We start from the raw sequence: 25,025 nt of genomic DNA on the forward strand, positions 1-25,025 counted from the left end.
CTTCCGGAAGGGGTCGGATTACGCCATTAATTCAAACACTCCGGCAGCACCCATCCCGCCGCCGATACACATTGTCACGACTCCGAACTGTTGGTTTCTGCGCTTCATTTCATGAAGCAGGCTTAATGTCAATTTTGCTCCCGAACATCCTAGCGGATGGCCTAGGGCGATGGCTCCGCCATTTACATTGACAATCTCTTCATTCAATCCGAGCTCACGAATGATTTGAATGGATTGGGAAGCAAAGGCTTCATTCAATTCAAATAAACCAATATCCGATAATTCAAGACCCGCTAGCTTCAATGCTTTAGGTATGGCTGCAATCGGTCCGATGCCCATAATTTCAGGCGGTACTCCTGCTACAGCAAAGGAACGGAACTTACCCATCGGTTTCATCCCCAAGGAAGAAGCCTTTTCCCCGTCCATGACCATGACCGCGGCTGCACCATCACTCGTCTGTGATGAATTCCCTGCTGTTACGGATCCTGTAACGGAGAATGCAGGTCTTAGTTTTTTCAGCACTTCAGCAGTCGTTCCTGGACGAACGCCCTCATCTTGTGAAAAAGTAAATGATTTTTCCTTTAACTTAAGATCTGGCCCCACTGAACGAAGGGTAACGTCAACCGGTACGATTTCATCGGAAAACTTTCCTTCTGCAATGGCCTTAGCGGCCTTCTGATGACTTCTAACAGAAAATGCATCTTGATCGTCACGGGAAATGCCGTATTTCTTGGCAACGGCTTCAGCAGTGTGACCCATCCCCATATAATATTCCGGTGCCGTTTCCGCTAGTCTCGCGTTCGGACGTGTTACATGGCCCATCATTGGCAAAAGGCTCATGGATTCCGCTCCGCCTGCAATGACTGTATCACTTTGGCCGAGCATGATCCTTTCCGCTCCATATGCGATACTTTGCAGCCCGCTTGAACAGTAACGATTAATCGTTATGGCCGGTACTGTATAAGGCAATCCCGCCAATGCTCCAATGTTACGCGCCATGTTCAAGCCTTGTTCCGCTTCAGGCATTGCACAACCGATAATCAGGTCATCTATCGTTCCTTCATAATTCCCTGCACGCTTTAACGTTTCCTTTACGACAAGAGCCCCTAAATCATCAGGGCGTACACTAGCAAGAGAACCTTTTTTCGCTCTTCCTACCGGAGTCCTTGCTCCAGCTACTATTACCGCTTCTTTCATGAGGATCCCCCTTACTCATTTTTAAGCTATCGATCTATTGATCTCGTTTTGGCCATATCTTCATCTATTCATCAATTACGGAGTGGTTTACCTTTAACGAGCATGTGCTGCATCCTTGCCTGGGATTTCGGAGTCGAAATCAGTTTTAGGAATGCCTGTTTTTCCAGGTTCAAGATATACTGTTCATCTACTTCCGTGCCGAATGGGAGTTTCCCCCCTGCCAGGACGTATGCCAGCTCTTTGGCTATGACAAGGTCATGTTCAGATAAGAATCCTGAAAGGCGCATGGATTCCGCCCCTAATAGCAGTGCGGCATATCCAGTTTCACCTACGACAGGGATCTTTGTGCGGGCTGGAGCGGTATAGCCTTGTTCATGCATGGAAAGTACCGCCTGTTTCGCATCATATAGCTGATGATCTGCATTCACGCTTATTCCATCAGCTGAATCAAGGAAATTATTCCCTCTCGCTTCCTCGGCGGAGGTCGAAACTTTTGCCATGGCGACCGTTTCAAATACTTGGTTGGCCACTTTCTGTAAGTCGAAGTCAACGCCCTTCGGCATATTCCTCAACGTCTTCACATAAAGTTCTTTAGTCCCGCCGCCGCCTGGGATCAGGCCGACACCAGGTTCCACCAGTCCCATATACGTTTCAGTCGTTGCCTGGATGCGCGCTGCCGGAAGGGACACTTCAGCACCCCCGCCAAGTGTCATATTAAACGGGGCAACCACTACAGGAACTGCACTGTACTTAATTTTAAGCATCGCCTGTTGGAATTGGCTGATGACCATATCGAGTTCAAAAATATTGTCATCCTGCGCTTCCATCAGCATCATTGCAATATTAGCGCCGACACAGAAATTTTTTCCTTGGTTTCCGATGACCAGGCCTTTAAAATTCGTTTCCGCTTCGTCAACCGCGGCATTGATCATTTGTATGATATCCAGACCGATTGCATTATTCGGCGAAGTGAATTCAAGCAGAGCCACTCCATCGCCGATATCGATCAAGCTTGCGCCATTGTTTTTCTTGATTACGCCTTTTTGCTTCTTGATCGCTTTAAGATTGATCACTTTAGGATTTTCGACAAGCTCTTTATATTCACCATTATCATAATAGTGAACTATGCCATTTTCTTCTTTATAGAATGACGTGATGCCTTTAGCGAGCATATCCTTAACCCATTGCGGAACGGTGATGCCTTCCGCTTCCATTCGGGCTGCCGATTTTTCTACACCTATCGCATCCCAGGTTTCAAATGGGCCTGTGGACCATCCAAATCCCCATTTCATCGCTTGATCGATCGCCACGATGTCATCCGCGATATCCCCAAGCAGCTGGGCAGAATACACAAGCGCCGGATTCAGGACATTCCATAGCAATTGGCCGGCACGGTCTTCACTATAAACAAGCGCTTTCATTTTATTATCCAAGCCCTTGGCCTGTTTAGCCATTTCGATGGAAGGCGTTTTTAATCTTTTTCGTGCAGCATATTCAAGGGTTTCGGGATTCAGTTCAAGGATTTCCTTGCCTTTTTTCAAGAAGAATCCTTGTCCTGACTTGCTTCCAAGCCACCCATTCTTAAGCATTTCATTCATGAAATCAGGTATCTTGAAAACTTCTTTTTCTTCTCCGTCCACCTGGTCATAAACGTTTCTGGCAACATGTGCAAAGGTATCCAATCCAACGACATCAAGTGTCCGGAAAGTGGCGCTAGTTGCCCTTCCAATCAACGGACCTGTAACCGAATCGACCTCACCGACACTGTATCCGCCTTTTTGCATTTCCCGCAAAGTGACCAATAAACCATAAGTTCCAATGCGGTTTGCGATGAAGTTGGGGGTATCCTTGGCTTCGACAACACCTTTTCCAAGAACATCTTTGCCAAATCGTTTCATATATTCGAGCACTTCTGGAGAAGTTGCCTTAGTAGGGATGATTTCCAACAATTTAAGATAACGCGGCGGATTGAAGAAGTGAGTTCCCAGGAAGTGCTTTTGAAAGTCCTCCGAACGTCCTTCTGCCATCGCTTCGATTGAAATTCCGGATGTATTCGATGAAACGATGCTTCCTGGTTTACGATGCTGATCAACCTGGGCGAATACGCTTTGCTTAACCTCAAGCTTTTCAACGACCACTTCGATGATCCAATCGACATCCTTTAAACGACTTATATCATCTTCCAGGTTTCCAGCCTCGATCAACGCGATGTTTCCCTTAGCCGAAAGCGGAGCTGGTTTCTGTTTTAAAAGTTTCGTAATCGCCGTTTGGCTGATGCGGTTACGCACTTGTTTATTATCTAATGTCAGTCCCTTTTTCTTTTCATCCTCAGTGAGTTCACGAGGTACAATATCCAATAATAAAGTCGGAATGCCGATGTTAGCAAGGTGTGCAGCAATCCCTGATCCCATAACTCCTGACCCTAGAACAGCAGCCTTTCGTATTTGTCGAACCAAGTTTATATCCCCCTTACACAATTTATTGAATGAATGCTCATTCATTTTTAATTCAAAAAAATTTTGAATATTTTTTCTTATTACTAATATAGAATATATTTGGAAATTCCGCAATGATTAAACAGGAAAAAATATATTTTTTTCTCCGCATTCTTTCGGTTATTTCTCCTCCGTTCAGTAAAAAATAACCGGGCAGGAGGTGACTTATATAATGAAGCGTAAAGATAATCCTTCTAAAGCAGCCGTGAGCGCAGCAAGTGTTAAAGGCAATGCCGGCCCTGGCGCTGAACGTCAACATGGAATCAATAAAGTGAACAGCCAGAACAATCAGTTCAAAAGATAATCCTTCTTGATTTGAGCAGCCGTCCCTTTTCCGGGGCGGCTCTCGCTTCCTATTTCTTGAATAGGCCTTTTAAAACGAAAGCAATATTGGCTGGCCTCTCCGCAAGGCGGCGCATGAAATATCCATACCAATCCGTACCATAAGGTACATACACCCTTACCTTATATCCCTCTTTAGCAAGTTCAAGCTGCTTTTCAGTGCGGATGCCATATAACATTTGAAATTCAAATGAATCCCGGGGTATTCCCTGATCTTTGACTAGGTCCCTCGTATAATCAATGATACCATCATCATGTGTGGCAACGGCTGTGTAATTTCCATTTTGCATATGCTTCTTGATGATTTTCTTGAAATTCTCATCCACATCTTTTTTTTCAGGAAAAGCCACGTCCCTTGGTTCTTTATAAGCCCCTTTAACAAGCCTTAAATTCGGATGGTATTCATCCAGCTCTTCAATATCCCTCTCAGTACGATACAGATAAGCTTGAATGACAGTCCCCAATTCATTATATTCAGACTTCAAGGTTTTGAATACATCCAAAGTCGGCTGACAGCGCGGAAAATCTTCCATATCAAGCGTCACGAAAACTCGATGGGCTTTAGCTTCATCCAAGATTCTCCGCATGTTATTCATTACGACTTGTTCGGACACATCCAAGCCCATCGAGGTCAGCTTCAGGGATAACTGTGAGTCCAGTTCATTTGTGCCAATCATCCGGATGGCTTCGATGCACTCTTTTGCCATCTTCCCTGCTTCTTGTTCATCTTCAATGAATTCACCCAAATAATCAATGGTGACAGCAAGCCCCTTCCGGTTAAGTTCAGCAATCACATCACATGCCATATCCAAGGATTCTCCTGCCACGAAGCGAGATGCACCAAACCGCAGCCCGTATTTTTTCGCTGCCTGTGTCATAGCTTTATTCTTTGATAAAAAAAGGAATATATTTTTCAAAATCCTTTCCATCTGCATTCCCCTCCAAATCATTTTGGAAAATAGATGCACAAGATTATTTTACCATTTAATTCATTTTTCAGATATTTAGAATCAAGAATAAAAAATTTCATGAAGGGAAAATTAAGCCCGATTAAAGAACACATGAGGAGGTAGAATGATGGAACAGCAAAATTCGTTTAATAGCCAACAGCAGTCGACCGGCTTTATGAAACAGCCGCCGGAGATGGTTTCGGTGAAAGATAGCTTATACTTAACCGATATGCTTGCATGGAATCTGAATGCGGTTAAAAAAGCACATTTTTTTGCCACACAATGTAAGGACCCGCAAATCATTGATGCGTTAAATCGGTGCGGACTCATGCATCAACGCCATTACGATACCATTTTGAAACATTTGAACCCGGACCAAAATCAGAGTCAACAACAATATCAATAAAGGAGGGTTCTTGATGCCCAATGAAAACAAAGTCCAAAACCCTGAATCTCCCGTGGCAAAAACACCGCAAATGAATGACAGGGATTTTATAAATGATATGCTCACAACTGAAAAGTACTTTTGTAACTCCCTTTCCGTTGCCCTGCATGAAATGAGCAATCAAGCATTATTCCAAGACATTTTCTCCATTTCCAAAGAAAATCAGGAGATGCAGCGTGAACTCTATAACCTTATGTTCGAAAAAGGCTGGTATAGTTTAGAAAAGGCGCAAGCTTCCTCTTTAAGCCAATCGCATCAACAATTTTCCGGTTATAAAAATCAATTTCCATCTGGAACGAATATTCAATAAACAAACATTCAGGGGGGTGGATTCTGCTCCTTTTGTTTTTTTCTACAAATAAAGCCGGCCCATCGGGGGCCGGCTTTATTATTAGATATCCGTAGAAAACATATACTTCTTATAGTGATACCGAATGCTGAATATTAAGCCCATCGCCATCATGTTCCCCATGAGCGAGCTTCCTCCATAACTGACAAATGGAAGCGGAATCCCCGTAATCGGCAAAAGGCCTACAGTCATGCCGATATTTTGAAAAACGTGGAACGTCAACATGCTTATAACGCCAACACAGATATATGTATAGAAGTTATTTTTCGTGTCCATTCCCGTTTTTGTTATGTGGTAAATCAATAGGAAAAACAAGGAAATGATGATACTTGATCCGATGAAGCCGAATTCTTCACCGATGATGCTAAAAATGAAATCCGAATGACTCTCAGGCAAATACACTTCCCTCGAACCGATTCCCTTGCCCGTTGTCTGACCGGAGCCAATGGCCAGTAAGGATCTTGTTAGGTGATACCCTTCGGAGCTGGCATAATTATATGGATCCAGCCAAGAATAGATACGTCCGAATTGATAGGTTTTTACCCCTAAGTATTTTACCAGGATCTCCGGCTTCCAAATAACAAAGTAAAGGACCGTTGAAGCGACGACAATTCCTCCCGAAACGATTGGCAGCAGGATCTTCCATGATATCCCTGATATGAAAATCATTCCGAGCATGATTGACATGATGACAAGCGAGGTGCCCAAATCCGGCTGTTGCATGATTAACATTAAGGGCGCACCGGTCACAAGACCGATTTTAATAAGCAGCCAAATATCCGTTTGAATCGTTTTCAGCGTGTTTTTTAGATGATGGTTCGATATGACATTGGCTAGAGCCAAAATCAGGAAAACCTTCATGAACTCCGATGGCTGAATCGAACCGATTCCCGGAATGATGAACCAACTTTTCGCACCATTCCGGACAGGAACGATGCTTTCCGGCATAATGATCAGCAAAAATAGCAAAAACAATCCGAATCCATAGGCGTACCAAGAGATTTTTTTCAGTTGGTCCGAATCCAGTGTAATGAACCCTAATACGATTCCAATCCCCACTATATACCAAAAAATTTGTTTAATTAAGAAGTTTTCAGCGTACTGTCCAGTCGTTTGGGCACTATAGATTGCCAGGCAGCTTCCAACGCATAATAACAGCAATATTGTGACCAAAGAAAAATCTATTCGAGATGAAAATTTATTTTGTTCTTCCATACTTAACTCTCCCTTAAAAAGGCTCCTGCGATACATCTATAAATACACTTATTCATTATACTTTAAACAAATAAAATCACAACTATATAGAAGAATAGTTTACAGGCTTCATGGAGTTATTTCCATGAAGCCTGCACGCATGGGAGCTATGCGTGTGATTCCTTTGATTTTCTCCGTTTCAGCAATAGGCTGACCAATCCATTGCCTGGGGAGAAGAGAAAGGCCAATCCGAATAATATGGCGGCCGACCCCACCATGCAACCTGATATCGAGGCATCCAAAATGGTGGCTGAATAGTAGCCGATGACGGAACTTAGCACCCCGACCCCGATACTGACCAATATCATGCGGCTTAAACGGTCTGACAGCAGATAGGCCGTTGCCGCAGGTATGATGAGCATTCCAACTACTAAAATGGAACCTACACTATCAAAAGAAGCAACAGTTGTCAGTGAAATGAGGCTCATCAATAAGTAATGAAAGAACAGTACAGGAATTCCCATCGCGGCAGCAAGTGCCGGATCAAATGAAACGAGTTTAAACTGTTTGAAGAAAAGGAAAATCAGTATGAGGTTCAGGATAAAACAACTGCCGACTATCCAAACAGCTTTTGGTCCAGCCTCGATTCCCCCGATTGTCATCGTGTTCCACGGAGTATAGGCTATTTCTCCATAAAGGACATGTTCCAGGTCAAAATCTATTTGTTGCGTGTACAAGCTCACAAGTACGATCCCCGTAGCAAAAAGGGAAGTGAATACAATCCCGATAGCAGCGTCGGATTGAACGCCCGACGATTGGAAAAGCTGAATCAAGAACACGGTAAGCAAGCCGAGCGCAGCAGCCCCGATCAGCATTGGAACCGAATCACGGGTTCCGGTTATTAAAAATGCCAATACGATTCCCGGCAAAACGGAATGACTGATTGCATCCCCAATCAACGTCATTTTCCTGACTATCAAAAAACACCCTAATACACTGCAAGAACCCGCCACTAATGCTCCGACTAAGATAATCCAAAAATCATTCATGATGAGTGGCTCCCTTTCCTTCTATCCTGTTCGAGAGAATATTTCTTTTTTGTCGAAACCCTTCTCCATATAGATGAAAGCACTCCGCGTTTAGGTGCAAAAAGCATGGAAAAGAAAAACCATACCGTCGCGGATAAGACAATTAACGGTCCTGTCGGCAAATCATTGACAGATGTACTGATCAACGTTCCAGACACACCGCTCAACATTCCGAATATACCAGACAGGATGACCATGATATGCAGGCGCTCCGTCCAATATCTTGCGGATACCGCAGGTGTTATCAGTAAAGATGCCATCAATACGACGCCTACAGCCTGGATACCGATCACTACAGCCGCCACGATCAGCATCATGATGAAATAATCCAGAAAAACCACCGGCAATCCCAGCCCCTTAGCAAACCCGGGATCAAAGGACAGTAATTTGAATTCTTTAAAAAATACGGTACAAGTGAAAATGAGAATGAAGGAAACCGTCATCATCATATATACATCGGACATGACCATTGACGCCGTCTGTCCGAATAAAAAGGTATCCAATCCACTCTGGTTTCCATACTCGCTCTGCTGGATTTGCGTAAGCATCACAATTCCGAAACCAAAGAAAGAAGATAAGACGATTCCCAAGGCCGCATCCTGCTTGATCTTACTGTATCTCGTAAGCACACTGATCAAGAAGACTGCGACTAAGCCAGCCAGGGCGGCACCTATCAAAAAGTAAGAAGTGGATTTCACTCCAGTTAACATGAAGGCGACACAGATACCGGGTAATGCTGCATGTGCGAGCGTGTCACCAAGCAAAGACTGCTTTCTGAGGTAGGCAAAGCTGCCGATGACCCCGCTGCTTAATCCGAGGAGCATCGTGCCAAGCAATATCCACCTTGTATTTGGATCGTTGATAATGTCCATTATATTCATCGTGTACACCTCATTTTAATAAAAGGCCGGACTTTGTGTCTGATAGTATCGCTAGGCGGCCTCCATATGTTGCCTGTAGGTATTCGGGAATGAACACTTTTTCTGTCGGACCTATTTTCATCACCTTCTTATTCAATAACATCGTCCAGTCGAAATATTCCTTCACGGTGGATAGGTCATGGTGCACAACAAGAACGGTTTTGCCTTTTTCCTTCAATTCCATCAGCAATTGTATGATCGCTTTCTCTGTTGCGGCATCCACCCCTACGAACGGTTCATCCATAAAATAAATATCCGCTTCCTGTGCCAATGCCCGGGCCAGGAATATCCGTTGCTGCTGTCCGCCTGATAGCTGGCTGATCTGGCGGTTTGCGTATTCTGCCATCCCCACCTTCTCCAGGCACTCCATCCCCTTCTGCCTTTCGGACTTCCCCGGTCGCCTCAGCCATCCGAGATGACCATATCTGCCCATCATCACGACATCAAGTGCGTTGGTCGGAAAATCCCAATCCACTGACTCCCGCTGTGGTACATAGCCGATACTCTTCCTCATCGATTTATAAGTAGAGCCCTTGATCGTGATGTGCCCCGATATTTTCGGGATCAATTCGAGTATCCCCTTTATCAAAGTGGACTTCCCTGCTCCATTGGGGCCTATGATTCCGATTAAATTCCCCTCCGGCACCTCAAATGAGACATCTTCGACAACCGGCTTCTTATGATAAGCAATCGTTAAATTCTCGACCTTCAAAGCTGCTTGATTCATAGTTTCTCCCCCCTATTTCAAAGCACGGACGATGGTGTCCGTGTTATGACGGACCATTCCGATATACGTTCCTTCTTCCGTCCCTCTTTCACCCATGGCATCCGAGAACAATTCACCGCCGATTTCCACTTTGTGGCCCTGCTTACCTGCTCCTTGAATGACAGCCTCGATAGCCTTCCTCGGTACGCTTGACTCTATGAAAATCGCTTTTATTTTGTTCTCCACAAGATAGTTCCGCATATCCGTCACATCTTTCGATCCATATTCCGATAATGTATTGATCCCTTGGAGCCCTCTTACGTCCAGGCCATATGACTGCCCGTAGTACCCAAAAGCATCATGTGCCGTAACGAGCACCCGTTGGTCTTCTGGCACTTTATTGATTTCCTCATGGACATATTTATCAAGTTCCTCCAATTGCAGAACGTACTCCTCATAATTTTCACGATACTCCGCTTCATGGTCCGGGTCCTTGGCAATCAATTCTTTCTTAACTGCCTCCGCCGCAACGATCCAAAGCTTTACATCAAACCATACGTGGGGATCATGCTCCTTTGCACCCACTTTGCGAAGTTGGTTCTCCTTGAAGTCTTCCGTTACGGCAATCGTCGGTTTATCCTTGCTCATCATTTCAAATATATCCGTCATTTTCCCCTCAAGATGCAATCCGTTATAAAAAATCATATCAGCCGAATCCAATGTCTTCACATCACCCTGCGTCGCTTTATATAGATGGGGGTCGACTCCCGGTCCCATTAAACTTGTGACCTCGACATGTTTACCGCCGATATTCTCAACCAAATCCCCAATCATTCCCGTTGTTGTAACGACATCCAGCTTGCCATTGCCATTATCGCTTTCGGCCGTATCATTGCCGCACCCCGTTAAAACCAGCAATGCAGCAATCACGCCTCCAATAGATTTAAGAAAACCCATCCATATTCCCTCCCTTTTTCATCTCTCTAAAATAGTTTGCCATGTGCAAAATTAAGTGTAAATTTTTTTCATTGTCGCAAACGCTAAAAAGTTTCCTCTACACAACTTATTTTATACTATACACAAATATACAAAAAAAGTGCAACTTTTTTTAAACATTTCAAAAAGGCGAATGACTTTTACAGACAGCAAAAACTGTCAGGAACCTCCACTAGGCAGCTTCCTGACAGTCAGTCATTCCGTATGATGAAATTATATTTATATTGTGGAGTTTTACTGGTGAACATAACTAGGGGAGCTATTTCTGAACAACGTGAAATTCACGTGTAAACGCGGTTTCCACGCGTAAAGCCGCGAACTTCTTGACGGGCATTGCCACTCATTTCTCCTGTTTCAAGGAAATGGCCAAGTACGCAAATCCCAATTCGATTCCGCAAAGCAAAAACAGGGTGATTAAAGTTTGGAACATCATGTTTTCCTCCTCCTCTAAGACTTAGACCAATCTTAAAGGATGAAACCAATACCATAACAAGACCCTATTTGCAGAAATCTTCAGCAGTCCCCACTGTTCCCTTGCCCTGAAATGGGTTTCATACTGTACAATATAAAAAAAGAAAAACGGTGATACCATGACAAATATTAAAGAAATAGCTCAATGTGCTGGTGTATCTGTCTCAACAGTGTCTCGTGTATTGAATGATCATCCTTATGTAAGCCCCGATAAAAGAAAGAGCGTCCTAGAAGCGATCAATCGCTTGAATTATACGAGAAACATCAACGCCATCCATCTTTCAAAAGGGAAAACCAACCTTATCGGCGTCATCATCCCCTTCAACAATCACCCATATTACGGGGCAATCGTTAACGGAATCACAAAACAGGCAAATGCAATTGGCTGTCATATCGTCATCTTTCAAACAAATTATGACAGGGAGAAAGAGATCCAGGCTTTTAATATGCTGCAAATGAAGCAGCTCGATGGCATTATCGTTTGTTCAAGGATTTCGGAAATGAAAATCCTCTTGGATTATCAAAAATACGGACCGATTATTTTATGTGAAGATACCGCCCAGGCTGAATTCTCATCCATCAGCATTGATCATTATGCAGCTTTCTCCTGTGCCCTTGAGTACGTGATTGCTAAAGGATATAAGAAAATCGGATACAGCCTCGGCCGTAAAAAGAGCAGGAACAGTTCCCATCGTACAAAGGCCTTTAACGATATCATGAGTAAACATCAACTGATAAACAATAAAGAATGGCTGTTTGAAGGCAGTTATCACATTAAGGACGGTGAACAATTGTTTCAGGAATGGAATTCGATGATGGATAAACCTGAAGCCATCATCATCACGAATGATGACACGGCGGCAGGCTTCATTCTTACCGCTAAGAAATTGGGTATAAGGGTACCGGAAGATGTGGCCATTCTCGGCTTCAATAATGATAGCCTTGGCGAAATGCTCGACATCACGACCATTTCCTTACCGCTGGAATGGATCGGGAAAATGGCAGTGGATCTCTTTGAGAATCCTGAAGAGGTCAAACATGTAAAACTGGACTATGCCCTAATAAAAAGGAAAACCGTTTAGTTATCAGGATGTGCTATTTTTTAGTGCATCGTCACTTGATTCTTCCTTACTGCCATCATTCATTAACTAGGAAAAAATAACCACATGAAATAATCATTGCGATATCCCAGAAGTTATTTTATAATTTTGATATAGTAAAGTTTACTCAATTACTAGCAATCTATTCGCGATTGCATGAATTTCATGAGTACAGTCGTACGACGTCACCTACAAGCTGACGCCAACGATTTTAGAAAATTGAATACTTCCTCATTTACCGATGAGTTAGAGGCTGCAGCTTATAAAAGTAAAACGGACGAGATTCTGGAAAATTAAAGACTCCGTTTGAAAGGATAAGTTGCCGAAGTTAGGGTATATTCCATGTATATTCTCGCTGGCGGTGTTACCGAACAGGAACACCACTGTCACGTTTTTTCAAAAAAGCGTGGGGAGCTATCTTCGGAAGGATAAACGGGTTTATTATAAACAGCCGTCGATCTTTTTCGACTGCTGTTTTTTTATTTTTCGTTCCCTTCCAATAAAAAGGAGTGTAACATCAATTGTCAAATTCACAATCACCATCAAGCCCTACTGAACTGAAAAGGAGCCTGAAAGCGCGTCATTTAATGATGATTTCATTAGGTGGAACAATTGGAACAGGTTTATTTTTAGCAAGTGGCGGTGCCATTCATTCAGCCGGTCCCGGCGGTGCCTTGGTGGCATACGCGGTCATCGGCATCATGGTTTATTACTTAATGACAAGTCTTGCAGAAATGGCGGCGTTCATGCCAGTGGCCGGTTCGTTCCGTGTCTATGCATCCAAATTCGTCGATCCGTCCTTCGGTTTTGCGATTGGTTGGAACTACTGGTATAACTGGGCAATCACCATTGCCGCCGAATTGGCAGCCGTTGTCTTAATTATGAAGTTCTGGTTCCCGGATAGCCCTTCATTTATCTGGAGTGCCATTGCGTTAATCATTATGTTTCTTATCAATTACATGTCCGTTAAAGGTTTCGGTGAAACAGAATTCTGGTTTGCCATGATCAAGGTCGTGACAGTCGTCATTTTCTTGATTACGGGTGTTCTGATCATTCTTGGAATCATGGGTGGGAAAGACCCAATCGGTTTTTCCAATTTCACAATGGGCGAAGGTCCCTTTAACGGAGGGTTCTTCACGATTCTAGGTGTATTCATGGCTGCCGGCTTTTCATTCCAAGGTACGGAATTGCTTGGAGTGACTGCTGGTGAAAGTGAGGATCCAGAAAAAAATATCCCAAAAGCGATCAGATCCGTTTTCTGGCGTATCATCTTATTCTATATCTTAGCCATTTTTGTAATTGGCATGATCATTCCGTTTACGGATTCACGTTTACTGAGTGAAGATGTTGCCGTAAGTCCATTCACGCTTGTATTTGAACGGGCCGGCCTTGCATTTGCTGCATCGATCATGAACGCGATCATTTTATCATCCGTACTCTCTGCCGGTAACTCTGGCATGTACGCTTCAACCCGTATGTTATGGGACTTGGCACGTGATGGGAAAGCACCGAAATTCCTAGGTAAGTTAGATAAAAGAGGAGTGCCCGTGAATGCACTTATCGTGACTTCCTTAGTTGGCTGTGTTGCATTCTTAGCTTCATTTTTCGGGGACGGCGTCGTTTATATCTGGTTATTGAATGCTTCAGGCATGGCGGGATTCGTCACCTGGGTAGGGATTGCGATTGCCCATTATCGCTTCCGCAAAGCTTATGCAGCTCAAGGCCTTGATATGAATGCTTTACCATTCCGGGCAAAAGGCTTCCCATTCGGACCTATATTCGCGCTTGTCCTTTGTATTATCATTATCATCGGACAAGGCTATCAGGCTTTCAGCAGCGATGGAATCGACTGGAATTCAATGTTCGTTTCCTACATTGGCTTGATTCTATTTTTCGTCCTATGGTTCGGCTATAAAATTAAGCATAAAACGAAAATCATTCCGCTTGAGGAATGTGATCTTAAAACAAAATAATACGCAAAGGACCTGTTCTTCCCTAACCGGAGAAGGACAGGTCCTTTTTTCATTTCAAATGATAAACACGGCATTCATATGGTTGCAGGGGTTTGCTGGAGATTCCTTCTTCCTCCTGACCATAATTGCCGATCAGCTTTGTGGCAGAATATGCATGCAGCTCTTCAGGCAAAGTATATGCGGCCTGCTCTTCTTTAAAGTTGCATAGCACCAATAACTTCTCTTCCTCAAACGATCTCATGTACGCAAATATTCGTTCATCATCCGGCAACAGCAGTTCAAAACGGCCATAAACGACGATATCATGTTCCTTGCGCAGTTGGATAAGCTTTTTATAAAAATGAAAAATGGAATTCGGATCATTATAAGCCTTTTCTGCATTAATCTCGGGAAAATTGGGATTAACCTTAATCCAAGGGGTCCCGTTCGTGAATCCTGCGTTCCGGGAGTCATTCCACTGAATCGGTGTCCTCGCATTATCCCGGCTGCGGGCGTGGATGGCGGACATCATCCGCTCTTTTGACCAGCCATGTGAATGGACGAGTTCGTCATATGAATTCAATGTTTCGATATCCCTGTATTCATCGATGCTTTCAAATGCAACATTGGTCATGCCCAGCTCTTCCCCTTGATATATATAAGGTGTACCTTGCAGCATATGAAGACAAGCGGCAAGCATCTTTGCGCTTTCAATACGATACTTTCCATCATTACCAAACCTCGAGACAACCCGGGGCTGATCATGGTTGTTCCAGTATAAACTGTTCCAGCCATCCCTCTCCAAACCAGTCTGCCACTTGGAGAGGATTCGCTTTAAATCGGTTAGCTTCCATTTATCGTTACTCCATTTCCCTTCTGGTCCCCTCCCCAAATCCATATGTTCGAATTGAAAGACCATATGTAGCTCACCACGATCTTTACCAGTGAACAATTGCGCTTCCTCCGGTGTGACGCCTGGCATCTCCCCAACCGTAATCACGTCATGTCCAGAAAGTGCCCGTTGATTGATTTCCTGCAGAAACTCATGTATGCGCGGGCCATTCAGGAAAAAGGGGCTTCCATCACCATACTGCTTTTCATGATGAACGGCTCCATCTGAGTAGCTTTGATCTTTTGAAAGGAAATTGATGACATCCATCCGGAAGCCATCGACACCCTTATCCAGCCACCAAGTCATGATGCTGTAGACTTCTTCACGGAGCTTAGGATTCTCCCAGTTTAAATCCGGTTGTTTCCTGCTGAATAAATGTAAATAATATTCATCGGTTCTTTCATCATATTCCCATGCTGAACCTTTAAAAATCGACTCCCAATTATTTGGCTCTTTTCCATTCCTGCCAGGTTTCCAAATATAATAATCACGTTTCGGATTATCTTTTGAGGATCGGGATTCCTCGAACCATGGATGTTCATCTGAAGAATGATTGACAACGAGGTCCATCATGATCTTCATTCCACGTTCATGAACGGCCTTCAACAACCTATCGAAATCAGCCATGGTCCCGAATTCAGTCATGATTGCTTTATAATCACTGATATCGTACCCATTGTCATCATTGGGAGATTGATAAACTGGGGATAGCCATATCACGTTCACACCCAGCTCTTGTAAATAATCGAGCTTCATCAAAATCCCGTTTATATCACCAATACCATCGCCATCACTATCCATAAAACTCCTTGGATACACTTGATACACAACTGCCTCTTTCCACCATGCTTTGTCCATGCTTTTCCCCCTTTTTAGCCGCATTGACACAATCCTTACACCAATACCCTATTATAAAGGGGGGAACTCCAGAATATTCTACTTTTATTCAGCTATTCCCGTTTGAATCATTTCAATATCCAGATCGACCTCGATTGGAATATCGGGATATGTCTCCTCCCAATGCTTTTGATCAAAATTTCTTGTTTTACTTTTAGCATGATCACCGAGTGCAAGCGGATCTATATGGTTCTCCTGAAACATGGTTACCATCTCATTTAATTTTTTACCAATGACCCGCTCGGCCCTGGCCTCTATTTTATTCAGGTCGACCTCTTTGCCCAAGTCATAGCCTTGGACCTCTAGCAGACTCGCTTTCATTTTCACTTGAATCCTGACCTTAGGGTCTTGATTGGCATTCGAAATATGATAATGGACACGTGACTCCACGTTATTGATATCGGTAAAGTCATTTTCCTTCCATTTAATTTCATAACTCCCCAGCTTAAAATTTTCACTAAGGACCTTATATAAGAAGCCTTCTTCATAAGGTATATATTTACCAATATAACGATCCTTTTTAAACAAGGCGATTCCCCTTACCCGTATTTGATCTCCTGTAGTTTCCAATAAGGGCAAGACCGGATCGATCCCGTTACCATGACACGCATATAAATACCTGTGAAGGTCTACATCAGGCAAATTGGTCCTTACATTCTGTTCGATCAGCTCCTTCACTTGAACCCCTGGAGTTTTAATCAACTTCGGCTCCATTTTAACTACATCCTCCGCTTTGCCATGAACGACCGCTAAATACAAATCCCTTCCCACCATTGGATCACGCCTATATGTATCGACATAATCATTCAATCCCTTACTTGCCAATTCCTCACCATATAGAGTGACTGTCAGTCTCCCGCCGACAATCGGGTATGGTGTTTTTGCATTTTCCTGCTGGCGGGCCGCCTTTATATCATGGGAGTCCGCTTCATATACTTCTTTACCCAGATTTGCTTCCTCTCCAGGCTGGGGAACGCTGACAACGACCGTACCCTTGATTTTCTTGTCTCCGGCATCATCATAACCTACGACTTCAGCAATTAATATATCTTCTAATATTTGCTTTTCCACGCCACAGGCCGCCATCAAAAAGCTCGCTAATGTTAATAAGAGAAGTTTGATTTTCATGATTTATGCCCCCTGACTTTATAGACGATCGACTGCCATATGAATAAGAGAGGAAGATACAAATAAACGATATAAAAACCAATTTGCGAACTGATCGTGTTAAACTTATCGATCCTATAGCGGTTATCCAAAAAAATGCAGAATACCAAGATGATGATCAGGATGAGAACCATCATCTTTTTTTGTCTAAATCCGAATACTCTTTTCGCTGTCCTGCTTGCTGCCCAAACCCCTAGGCAAACATTCGGCAGAACCATGAACAGCCAAACGGAAATCCCTATGTATTCAAACCTTTCAATGAATGGAAGGTCTACAATTTTCCATAACGTCAAAGTTGCCCAGATTACATCTTTCAGCTGATCTTGATGATAGTAGGCTAATGAAACAAGGATGGATACTACATATACCACCATAGTGAACAACGCCCCTAAGTGGGCCCACTTTTGAGATTTTTCACGATTTTTAATGAAAGGATAATAAATGAGGATTAATTCAAAACCAAGGTAATTCAGGGTCATTTTCTTACAGGCCTTCATGATTTCCAAAAAGGAATGATCAAGCAAAGGACCCAAATTTTCAAAGTGGGCGTACTTCAAAGGGAAATAATTCAAAAGGAATAATGGCGATGCGATTATAAGGCCGATTATGCAAAAACCGGTAATGACCCTGAAACCTCCCTCCACAAAGTTATACACGAGAATAAGGATGATGGTTATCAGCATCAGGACATTGACACCAGGGAACATCCAAACCTGAATGACTTCTAAATAAGTCCTGATAAGAATGATGGAAATCATGATAAAGTAGAAGATGAATAAAATATTGAAAGCATTCCCCACCCATTTACCGAACAAATCCTTGTGGATGGCAACCAAATCACGAGTTTGGGGGCCCCTGCCCAAAAGCTTGAAACACATCCAAAGCAGAACATTTATGATCAACCCTGATATCAGGACCGATATCCATGCGTCTTGGCCAGCCTCTTTCGCTATGATCCGTTCAAACCCCAATATCCCTACTCCAATCTGCATGCCGGGCATGAGGAAAAAAACAAAAAATGGAGATATTTGTTTTGTTTCATTTGGTTTGACTTCCATTCCTTCTCACCGCTTTCTACTTCCTTATTCATCGATATCATTACGGGTGTTTCGTTTTTCCGCCTCTTTCCTTATCCTTAGTGGATTTTCCGTCCGCAGAAACTGCGGGCGTTTTTTCTGCTTTGAAAAAGGGAGGCGAATCAGACTATCTTTAAAGTCATGAATTCTTAACGGGTACAGCGGGTCTAAATAAGGACTGCCAAGCGAAGTCAATTTCAATAAATGACTTAAAATGAATGCACTGCATAAAGCTATTCCAAACAGTCCGTATAACTGGGCAGCAATTAGAAAGGGAAAGCGGATAAGGCGAATCGTATTGCTGATTTGGTAAATCGGCACCGTAAATGAAGCCAAGGCAGCCAAAGCGACAAGCATCAACAAGACATTACTGACAAATCCCGCTTCCACAGCGGCTGTACCGATGACTATACCGCCAACAATACCGATGGTGGAGCCAACCTTGGCAGGCAGCCTGACCGCCGCTTCCCTCAGCAATTCGATCGTCCCTTCCAGCACGATCGCTTCCAAGATCGGCGGAAAAGGGATCACTCCCCTGGATGATATTAAGATTGGCAGCAAATCCGTTGGGATCACTTGATAATGATAGGTTAAAACGGCCACATACAAAGGTGATGACAAAACGGAAAACAAAACGGCGAAAAGCCGAATCAAACGGAATGAAGTGCCGAGATTCCAAATTTGAAAATAATCTTCAAATGACGAGAAGAATGAAATGATGGTATTGGGACCAACCAATGCATGAGGAGATCCATCCAGCATGATCCCTATTTTCCCTTCCGATAATACACTGGCCAGATGATCAGGCCGCTCCGTATCAATCAATTGCGGGAACATCGAATTCCGATTATCCGTGATCATCTGGCTTATGAACGAAATATCGACGATTGTATCATATTCTATATCTTCTATTCTCTGTATGACCGTCTTGATGTTCTGTTGATTTACCACCCCATCTATGTAGAGTACCGCTACCCTTGTTTGCGAAATGCTCCCGACCCTAAATTCCTTGGACTGCAATTCAGGAGTGGGCAACCGGTTACGGATCAGATTCAAATTCGAATCAAGCGATTCAACAAACGCCTCCTTGGATCCAACGACCGTATACTCCGACTCAGGTGTGGAAATTTGCCTTTTCACACTGTGAACACACGGAATGAGCAAACACATTTCATCATCTTGCTTGTATTGAATCATGATCGATCCTGCCAAAACCAATCTTTGAATGTCTTTTAAATCAGCCGTCAATTTCATATCTTCCATCGGAATATCGCCTTTTAGTTGCTTAAGGACCTTCTTTGGCTGATTCGACATGACCGCCAATACTTGTTCATGGAGCTGTTGTACACTGACCAGTGAATTGAAGTAGGAGATGATATAGCCATCATCATTCGGGAATTGGAAGGTAAGGAAATCATCAGATGCTTTAAACTTTTTAAGGAGTTCCTGAAAATCTTTGGAAGTAACCTGAAAGGAACCTGAATCCATTTCCCTCTTGCCCTTAAATAACCTCACCACCCCACCCCCATACAAGTTTTTCGTTCATTCGATTATTGTAACCACCCTATTTAAAGTTAGTCATGTTCCACAGATATCTTAAAAATAGGAAAAGACCTATCCGGGATCCACCGGATAAGTCTCCACACCTTAATTTCCCAATTATCTTGAACTTGGAAAGATCCGTGTTACAAGTTCACGGAACTCTTCAGCAAATCCTTCAACAGGTTTTCCATTCTCGATATCATTCGCATACCTATCCATTCTTTGAACAAAGTCCGGATTTGCCGACACATAAACTTGGTCTACAGATGGATCCGCTCCCCTTACTGCATCAGCAACCCTTTCTTTAAGGTCATTCGAGATATCCTTATCTCCGCCGTCTTTTAATACTGCGCCTACATAGGCATTATTTTCAGTCACGATGACCTTTGCGTTACTTACTTCCTTCAAAGCTTCGACTCGATTTGAGATATCCTCGGAGACCCTCATACCGTTTACGCCATTATCATTATTATCATTATTGACATTTTGCCTTGTGTCGCTTACATTCATCGGATTATCCAAATTATCCTGATGAGTACGATTCAGGCCAAGGTTTTCACTGGCGTCTTCTTTATCATTCGTTGCACAACCTGTAATCACTAAAGCCATCATTGTACTTGATACTATCGCTTTATAGTTCATATTCTTCACTCCTCAAATATCATTTAACATTACTATTTGCGAGGAGTGGGCAGATTATTCAGAAGAGGTGACCTTCAAGCCGATAATTCCAACCAAAATAAAACCCGCGAATACCAATCGCATCGCATCCTTAGGCTCGTTAAAAACGATGATGCCTACCAGAACAGCCCCAAGAGCCCCTATTCCCGTCCAGATTGCATACGCTGTTCCCATAGGCAGAGTTTTTATCGCCGATGACAAAAAATAAAAACTAATAACCATGCCAGCAATCGTTATGATAGAAGGTAATAATTTCGTAAAACCCTCGGTATACTTTAGACTTGTGGCCCATACCACTTCAAATAATCCTGCAATCACCAATTGAATCCAAGCCATCTTTTTCCCCTCCAATTACAGAAAAAGCCCGGGAGGTCATCTTTCATGACCTCCCGGGCTTTTTTCCCTCCGTGTACGCAGATTCCTGCGCGTTTCTCTTGGACCATTCCGGTAACATTCAACCGAGGAACCCTAGAAACATAGTATTTCCATACTATATCATGTACATTTCAGATCGGTCAAACACTTATGCATCGCTTCTGTTTCTAAGCTTCCACTTGTCACCTTTTATTGAAAACCAAATATTCTTAAAGGGTTCAGGTATTTCTTTAGCCGCCTCAACCGTATATTGGACAGCCTCTTTTTTATATTCAACATCTTCAGTGATTTCCTGCTGGGTCATGGCGAGTTGGTCCGTTTCCGATTTAATCTGGTCAGTTTTGGCCTGGATGCGTGTAACGGTTTGAGTCACATTTTCAATTGTCGGTTTGGAATCCTTAAATGTTTTAAAAGCAAAAAACGCTAAATAAATAATCGATCCGATAAAGAGGGCAAGACTAATATATACAATGATCACCTAGATTCCTCCTTTTATTTTACCTTTACTATACCCGTAATAATTGAGCAGAAAACGAATCCCCATGTATTTTCTTTTATGCCTGGTCATATTATTGAAAGTAAAAGGAGGAATGAAAATGAATCAAATGCCTCTTCTTAAAGCCTGCTTTAAAGCTGGAATCCACTTCATTAGACATATGACCATACAGCAGGCTGCCACGATTGCAGGAATCATTTTTTTAATCATTCATCCAGAAGTTTTCAGCCCCCTTTGGCTTACATTGGCAACATCTGTCTTGATTCTGCTCCTGCTTTGAAGATTGCAAGTATCCCCTGCACACTGGCTGTGTTATGGATTTCTTCGCTGACACCCCCATCCAGATCAGAAAAAAACCGAGGATATGCACCAGCATCCTACCCTTGCTTCAGAAGAATGTTCCTGTACGGATCAAACAGCCATGGAGGCCCGACCATTAATATTGCTAGGACTGTTCCTATCCAGGATTTCAATCTCTTCAAAGTTTAATCAAACGATTGATTAAAACGGAATTTGCCTTTAACCCCCTTGTGACAGCTGAGCTTCCCTCCCCCTTCAGATGTTAATTACACTACACTTACCATTTTATCAGACGGAAAACTATTAGTTTATTCAACAGTTCAGGAATTGCCCACTACGGCGATTTCAGATGCAATGGAAGCATATTCATCACTCCTTAAATTCGCAGTTCGGTTATGAACCGGTGTAACAGACAGAACAACACTTACCATTTTATCAAGCTGAAAACTATTAGAAAATTACGAAATTTGTGTATAATTAGGCTATATTCATTTACTCTTAAGGAGGAATCATAGTCATGGATAATCTTATTCAACAGTTCAGGAATTTGCCCACCACGGCGATTTCAGATGCAATGGAAGGGTTAAGCAATCTTGATTCGGCAATAAAACCCTTAAAGGAAGAATTTCGTTTGGCCGGACGAGCTTTGACCGTACAGATTCCCGTCGGTGATAATTCTGCTGTGTTAAAAGCGATCGGTGAAGCCAAGCCTGGGGATATAATTGTCGTTGACAGCAAGGGTGATACATACCGGGCAATAGCAGGAGACTTTGTTGTCGGCATGATGCAGACCATGGAAATAGGCGGCCTCGTAGTCGATGGGGTCATTCGCGACCTTGAAGCCATTAAAGAATTGAATTTCCCTGTATTCAGCAAAGGGGCGACGGTTGCCTCAAGCGGCAAGGCAGGGGTAGGCGAAACCAATGTGCCCATATCATGTGGAGGTGTCACCGTATATCCAGGGGACATTATCATAGGGGACATAGATGGAGTCGTGGTCGTGCCCAAAGATAAGGGTGAAGAAATCCTGGTCAAAGCCAAGGATAAAACCATGAAAGACGAACAGCGTGCTGAAAAATATGCAGGGAAGCCTGATGAAATCAGAAAGTATATTGCCATGATGACCAATAAAGGGTGACGCATAAAAAAACAGGCAGGAAGCGATGGCTTCCTGCCTGTTCTTTTCATTAGCATTATTTATCGGTCTTATCTTCCTTTGAACCTTCTTCATCATATGTGTAATCATAATCAGCAGGATCAATCGGTTTAAAGCCGTTTGGAGTATAGAAACGGAGTAAGTCGCCGTTCACTACTTGGTCGGATAAATTGAGCATCGTTTCAGCTCTCGTTTTATAATTGAGGATGGCATCATTTTCCTCGACCAATTCTCCCGTTTTAGTATCGTAATATTTCCCTTTAATGGAAGTGACATCCGGTGTTACAAAATCACCATTCCTGAAAGGTACCACTTCATTATGATCTTTTGACAATAAATCGGAACCGAATTGTACATAATCTTTAGATTCAATTCCTAACAGATGCAATAAAGTCGGGAGAAGGTCAATCTGTCCACCGTATTGGTGCATTTCCCCGCCTTCAACACCTGGAACATGAATCAATAATGGTACACGTTGCAGTTGGGCATTCTCAAATGCGCCAACATCCTTGCCAAGCACTTTTGACATGGCTTCTTTATGGTTTTCGGAAATACCATAATGATCACCATACATAACGATTACCGAGTTATCATATAGACCGGATTCCTTCAGATAATCGAAAAACTCTTTAAGCGCCTCATCCGCATAGCGTGCAGTTTGGAAGTAATTATCTACGGAAGCATCGCCTGTCGTTTGTTTACCGATTGTTGCTTTCTCCTGGTCCATGGCATATGGGAAATGATGAGATACCGTTATGAATTTTGTATAGAAAGGCTGTTTAAGCGTTTCTAACATTGGAATCGATTCTTTAAAGAAAGGCTTATCCATTAATCCATAACTTAGTACTTCCTCTTTATTTTCCATATTATAATGGCTTGCATCGAAGAACTGATTAAAACCAAGAGACTTATACATCTTATCCCGGTTCCAGAAAGATTTGTAATTACCATGGAACACAGCAGATGTGTATCCTTGTTGTCCTAAAATCGCTGGTGCTGCTTGATACGTATTTTGGGATCTGTTTGTGAATGCTGCCCCCTGTGGTAAACCGAACAGGGAATTTTCAAGCATGAATTCGGCATCCGCTGTTTTACCTTGGCCTACTTGATGGAAGAAATTATCAAAGTGCATGAAATCTGATTTATCATGTGCAAGTGAGTTTAAAAATGGAGTTACTTCTTCCCCATTTAATTTATAATCGATCAAGAAGTTCTGCATGGATTCCAAATGCAGGTAGATAACATTCTTACCTTTGGCTGCACCAAAATATTTAGGGTTCGGTTCAGCGCTTGTTGCCTTTGTATAGTTGACGACTTCAGCGATATCGGTGCTGTTTGCAGTCGCACGCTGGGCGTATGTTTTAGTATTCTGAACGGCATCATAAACCGTATAGTTGAACATGCCCAAATATTTGACGATATAGTTTCGGTCGAATGTTCTTGATAATAATTGCGGGCGATCCTTTTCAGCAAGTCCCAAATTGATTGCGAAAATTGCCAGTCCCGCTAGGTAAACCAATCCAACTGTACGGCGTTTGACTTTGAAGTCTTCCGCTTTAAAGCCTTTGAATCTATACAACACGATCAAAAGAACCGTATCAAGGAAATAAAATACATCATGGCCTTTAAATAATTCTAAAATACTCGGCCCCAAATCCCCGGCATTTTGCACTTGCGTCAAGGTTGGCAATGTAATGAAATCGGTAAATGACCGATAGTATACAATATTGAAGAATAACCATAGTGACATCAATAGGTTCAACCTGATGATCCATTTAAACGATTTTTTGCCTCTAGCCAATAATGCCAAGCCAAAGAATAAAATGGCTGAACTAATCGGGTTTATGAACAGTAAGAACTGTTGCAGGCCATTTTCAATACCTAAGTTAAATTCAACTCGATATCCAATATAAGTTTTTATCGTAAACAAGACTACCGCAATAAAGAAAAAGCCTAGTATGTTATCTGCAAATAAATGCCGGCTTTTTTTTACAAAATTATTCATGCTTTCACCTCTATTAATCTAGTGGTTTATTTATATAAATTTTTACAAACTTACAAAAGACGGAAAATCAGAAACCTTATAATAGCATTCTTTCACTTGGATAGTCAAGATTGTGAAAACCACCTTTTGTCACATCCATGACTCCTCAAATCCAGAACACTTCTTTAGCTTATGAACAAGCCTTTGAAAAAATAACAGAGTTTCCCCGTCCCGAATGTTTTAGCGCACCTATA

General features: G+C 42.7%; 23 protein-coding genes and 2 riboswitches. Of the genes, 7 read left to right on the forward strand and 16 right to left on the reverse strand.

What is annotated here, in order from left to right:
• Positions 1–18: 18 nt before the first annotated feature.
• Together AC3WLU_RS07080 and AC3WLU_RS07085 are read right to left on the reverse strand one after the other, a co-directional pair.
• Positions 19–1,197 (reverse strand): acetyl-CoA C-acetyltransferase, encoded by a 1,179-nt coding sequence (locus AC3WLU_RS07080; RefSeq protein WP_053536761.1) that lies wholly within the window; start codon positions 1,195–1,197, stop codon positions 19–21.
• Between the two features lie 71 nt (positions 1,198–1,268).
• Positions 1,269–3,653: a 3-hydroxyacyl-CoA dehydrogenase/enoyl-CoA hydratase family protein gene (locus tag AC3WLU_RS07085; RefSeq protein WP_492597039.1), complete on the reverse strand. Its 2,385-nt coding sequence runs from the start codon at positions 3,651–3,653 to the stop codon at positions 1,269–1,271.
• Between the two features lie 208 nt (positions 3,654–3,861).
• Here AC3WLU_RS07085 and AC3WLU_RS07090 point away from each other — a divergent pair, with 208 nt between their 5' ends.
• Entirely contained in the window at positions 3,862–3,996 is a 135-nt protein-coding gene (locus AC3WLU_RS07090) for a YuzL family protein (protein ID WP_072273724.1), read from the forward strand.
• Between the two features lie 49 nt (positions 3,997–4,045).
• Here the strand turns inward: AC3WLU_RS07090 and AC3WLU_RS07095 are convergent, their stop codons facing one another.
• Entirely contained in the window at positions 4,046–4,963 is a 918-nt protein-coding gene (locus AC3WLU_RS07095; protein ID WP_492597040.1) for a proline dehydrogenase family protein, read from the reverse strand.
• A gap of 148 nt (positions 4,964–5,111) precedes the next feature.
• Here AC3WLU_RS07095 and AC3WLU_RS07100 point away from each other — a divergent pair, with 148 nt between their 5' ends.
• Both AC3WLU_RS07100 and AC3WLU_RS07105 read left to right on the forward strand, forming a co-directional pair.
• Positions 5,112–5,390 (forward strand): hypothetical protein, encoded by a 279-nt coding sequence (locus AC3WLU_RS07100; protein WP_034310108.1) that lies wholly within the window; start codon positions 5,112–5,114, stop codon positions 5,388–5,390.
• Between the two features lie 13 nt (positions 5,391–5,403).
• Positions 5,404–5,739, forward strand: a complete 336-nt coding sequence (locus tag AC3WLU_RS07105; RefSeq protein WP_063574745.1) for a spore coat protein — start codon at positions 5,404–5,406, stop codon at positions 5,737–5,739.
• 81 nt (positions 5,740–5,820) lie between these two features.
• On the opposite strand, the gene AC3WLU_RS07110 is transcribed toward AC3WLU_RS07105, so the two are convergent.
• The 5 genes from AC3WLU_RS07110 to AC3WLU_RS07130 all read right to left on the reverse strand — a co-directional run bounded on the left by AC3WLU_RS07110 (position 5,821) and on the right by AC3WLU_RS07130 (position 10,643).
• The gene (locus AC3WLU_RS07110) at positions 5,821–6,993 is read right to left on the reverse strand and encodes an FtsW/RodA/SpoVE family cell cycle protein (RefSeq protein ID WP_063574744.1); all 1,173 of its coding nucleotides are present in this window, start codon (positions 6,991–6,993) and stop codon (positions 5,821–5,823) included.
• 146 nt (positions 6,994–7,139) lie between these two features.
• Positions 7,140–8,021, reverse strand: coding sequence for a metal ABC transporter permease (locus tag AC3WLU_RS07115; protein ID WP_034310101.1), 882 nt, complete (start codon positions 8,019–8,021; stop codon positions 7,140–7,142).
• The gene (locus AC3WLU_RS07120) at positions 8,018–8,941 is read right to left on the reverse strand and encodes a metal ABC transporter permease (protein ID WP_063574743.1); all 924 of its coding nucleotides are present in this window, start codon (positions 8,939–8,941) and stop codon (positions 8,018–8,020) included. Before AC3WLU_RS07120 ends, AC3WLU_RS07115 begins: the two co-directional genes overlap by 4 nt.
• Before the next feature lie 10 nt (positions 8,942–8,951).
• Positions 8,952–9,707, reverse strand: coding sequence for a metal ABC transporter ATP-binding protein (locus AC3WLU_RS07125; protein WP_413000752.1), 756 nt, complete (start codon positions 9,705–9,707; stop codon positions 8,952–8,954).
• 12 nt (positions 9,708–9,719) lie between these two features.
• Positions 9,720–10,643 (reverse strand): metal ABC transporter solute-binding protein, Zn/Mn family, encoded by a 924-nt coding sequence (locus AC3WLU_RS07130; RefSeq protein ID WP_106027058.1) that lies wholly within the window; start codon positions 10,641–10,643, stop codon positions 9,720–9,722.
• Between the two features lie 629 nt (positions 10,644–11,272).
• Here AC3WLU_RS07130 and AC3WLU_RS07135 point away from each other — a divergent pair.
• Together AC3WLU_RS07135 and AC3WLU_RS07140 are read left to right on the forward strand one after the other, a co-directional pair.
• Positions 11,273–12,235, forward strand: coding sequence for a LacI family DNA-binding transcriptional regulator (locus AC3WLU_RS07135; protein WP_063574740.1), 963 nt, complete (start codon positions 11,273–11,275; stop codon positions 12,233–12,235).
• Between the two features lie 257 nt (positions 12,236–12,492).
• A riboswitch (Lysine riboswitch) is annotated at positions 12,493–12,678 on the forward strand.
• A gap of 96 nt (positions 12,679–12,774) precedes the next feature.
• Complete coding sequence (locus tag AC3WLU_RS07140) at positions 12,775–14,226, forward strand: amino acid permease (RefSeq protein ID WP_492597041.1); 1,452 nt, start codon at positions 12,775–12,777, stop codon at positions 14,224–14,226.
• Between the two features lie 49 nt (positions 14,227–14,275).
• Here the strand turns inward: AC3WLU_RS07140 and AC3WLU_RS07145 are convergent, their stop codons facing one another.
• The 7 genes from AC3WLU_RS07145 to AC3WLU_RS07175 form a co-directional block, all read right to left on the reverse strand.
• A complete protein-coding gene (locus AC3WLU_RS07145) occupies positions 14,276–15,955 on the reverse strand; it encodes a glycoside hydrolase family 13 protein (RefSeq protein ID WP_492597042.1) in 1,680 nt (559 codons plus the stop codon).
• Between the two features lie 84 nt (positions 15,956–16,039).
• Entirely contained in the window at positions 16,040–17,122 is a 1,083-nt protein-coding gene (locus AC3WLU_RS07150; RefSeq protein WP_440439110.1) for a Ger(x)C family spore germination protein, read from the reverse strand.
• Positions 17,119–18,219, reverse strand: a complete 1,101-nt coding sequence (locus AC3WLU_RS07155) for a GerAB/ArcD/ProY family transporter (protein WP_413000740.1) — start codon at positions 18,217–18,219, stop codon at positions 17,119–17,121. The genes AC3WLU_RS07150 and AC3WLU_RS07155 overlap by 4 nt, the downstream gene beginning before the upstream one ends.
• A gap of 24 nt (positions 18,220–18,243) precedes the next feature.
• Positions 18,244–19,752, reverse strand: a complete 1,509-nt coding sequence (locus AC3WLU_RS07160; protein WP_440439109.1) for a spore germination protein — start codon at positions 19,750–19,752, stop codon at positions 18,244–18,246.
• Between the two features lie 144 nt (positions 19,753–19,896).
• Complete coding sequence (locus AC3WLU_RS07165; protein WP_095679231.1) at positions 19,897–20,421, reverse strand: YhcN/YlaJ family sporulation lipoprotein; 525 nt, start codon at positions 20,419–20,421, stop codon at positions 19,897–19,899.
• A gap of 54 nt (positions 20,422–20,475) precedes the next feature.
• A complete protein-coding gene (gene sugE / locus AC3WLU_RS07170; protein ID WP_034310082.1) occupies positions 20,476–20,796 on the reverse strand; it encodes a quaternary ammonium compound efflux SMR transporter SugE in 321 nt (106 codons plus the stop codon).
• A gap of 48 nt (positions 20,797–20,844) precedes the next feature.
• Positions 20,845–20,943: riboswitch (guanidine-I (ykkC/yxkD leader) on the reverse strand.
• Between the two features lie 40 nt (positions 20,944–20,983).
• A complete protein-coding gene (locus tag AC3WLU_RS07175) occupies positions 20,984–21,313 on the reverse strand; it encodes a DUF948 domain-containing protein (protein WP_063574734.1) in 330 nt (109 codons plus the stop codon).
• Positions 21,314–21,431: 118 nt separating this feature from the next.
• Between AC3WLU_RS07175 and AC3WLU_RS07180 the strand changes: the two genes are divergently transcribed.
• Together AC3WLU_RS07180 and AC3WLU_RS07185 are read left to right on the forward strand one after the other, a co-directional pair.
• On the forward strand, positions 21,432–21,611 hold the full coding sequence (locus AC3WLU_RS07180; protein ID WP_034310080.1) for a hypothetical protein: 180 nt from the start codon (positions 21,432–21,434) through the stop codon (positions 21,609–21,611).
• Positions 21,612–22,148: 537 nt separating this feature from the next.
• Positions 22,149–22,769 carry an RraA family protein gene (locus tag AC3WLU_RS07185; protein ID WP_369315094.1) on the forward strand — a complete coding sequence of 207 codons (621 nt, stop codon included), beginning with the start codon at positions 22,149–22,151 and terminating at the stop codon, positions 22,767–22,769.
• 55 nt (positions 22,770–22,824) lie between these two features.
• On the opposite strand, the gene ltaS is transcribed toward AC3WLU_RS07185, so the two are convergent.
• Entirely contained in the window at positions 22,825–24,792 is a 1,968-nt protein-coding gene (gene ltaS / locus AC3WLU_RS07190) for a lipoteichoic acid synthase (RefSeq protein ID WP_440439108.1), read from the reverse strand.
• Between the last annotated feature and the right edge of the window lie 233 nt (positions 24,793–25,025).

This window comes from Peribacillus sp. FW305-BF15, from assembly GCF_058783805.1.

Excerpts from the sequence above, each read along its gene's own strand:
- AC3WLU_RS07080 (WP_053536761.1), bottom strand. The coding sequence starts at position 1,197 with ATGAAAGAAGCGGTAATAGTAGCTGGAGCAAGGACTCCGGTAGGAAGA.
- AC3WLU_RS07095 (WP_492597040.1), bottom strand. The coding sequence starts at position 4,963 with ATGGAAAGGATTTTGAAAAATATATTCCTTTTTTTATCAAAGAATAAA.
- AC3WLU_RS07100 (WP_034310108.1), top strand. The coding sequence starts at position 5,112 with ATGGAACAGCAAAATTCGTTTAATAGCCAACAGCAGTCGACCGGCTTT.
- AC3WLU_RS07105 (WP_063574745.1), top strand. The coding sequence starts at position 5,404 with ATGCCCAATGAAAACAAAGTCCAAAACCCTGAATCTCCCGTGGCAAAA.
- AC3WLU_RS07110 (WP_063574744.1), bottom strand. The coding sequence starts at position 6,993 with ATGGAAGAACAAAATAAATTTTCATCTCGAATAGATTTTTCTTTGGTC.
- AC3WLU_RS07115 (WP_034310101.1), bottom strand. The coding sequence starts at position 8,021 with ATGAATGATTTTTGGATTATCTTAGTCGGAGCATTAGTGGCGGGTTCT.
- AC3WLU_RS07120 (WP_063574743.1), bottom strand. The coding sequence starts at position 8,941 with ATGAATATAATGGACATTATCAACGATCCAAATACAAGGTGGATATTG.
- AC3WLU_RS07125 (WP_413000752.1), bottom strand. The coding sequence starts at position 9,707 with ATGAATCAAGCAGCTTTGAAGGTCGAGAATTTAACGATTGCTTATCAT.
- AC3WLU_RS07130 (WP_106027058.1), bottom strand. The coding sequence starts at position 10,643 with ATGGGTTTTCTTAAATCTATTGGAGGCGTGATTGCTGCATTGCTGGTT.
- AC3WLU_RS07135 (WP_063574740.1), top strand. The coding sequence starts at position 11,273 with ATGACAAATATTAAAGAAATAGCTCAATGTGCTGGTGTATCTGTCTCA.
- AC3WLU_RS07145 (WP_492597042.1), bottom strand. The coding sequence starts at position 15,955 with ATGGACAAAGCATGGTGGAAAGAGGCAGTTGTGTATCAAGTGTATCCA.
- AC3WLU_RS07150 (WP_440439110.1), bottom strand. The coding sequence starts at position 17,122 with ATGAAAATCAAACTTCTCTTATTAACATTAGCGAGCTTTTTGATGGCG.
- AC3WLU_RS07155 (WP_413000740.1), bottom strand. The coding sequence starts at position 18,219 with ATGGAAGTCAAACCAAATGAAACAAAACAAATATCTCCATTTTTTGTT.
- AC3WLU_RS07165 (WP_095679231.1), bottom strand. The coding sequence starts at position 20,421 with ATGAACTATAAAGCGATAGTATCAAGTACAATGATGGCTTTAGTGATT.
- sugE (WP_034310082.1), bottom strand. The coding sequence starts at position 20,796 with ATGGCTTGGATTCAATTGGTGATTGCAGGATTATTTGAAGTGGTATGG.
- AC3WLU_RS07180 (WP_034310080.1), top strand. The coding sequence starts at position 21,432 with ATGAATCAAATGCCTCTTCTTAAAGCCTGCTTTAAAGCTGGAATCCAC.
- AC3WLU_RS07185 (WP_369315094.1), top strand. The coding sequence starts at position 22,149 with ATGGATAATCTTATTCAACAGTTCAGGAATTTGCCCACCACGGCGATT.
- ltaS (WP_440439108.1), bottom strand. The coding sequence starts at position 24,792 with ATGAATAATTTTGTAAAAAAAAGCCGGCATTTATTTGCAGATAACATA.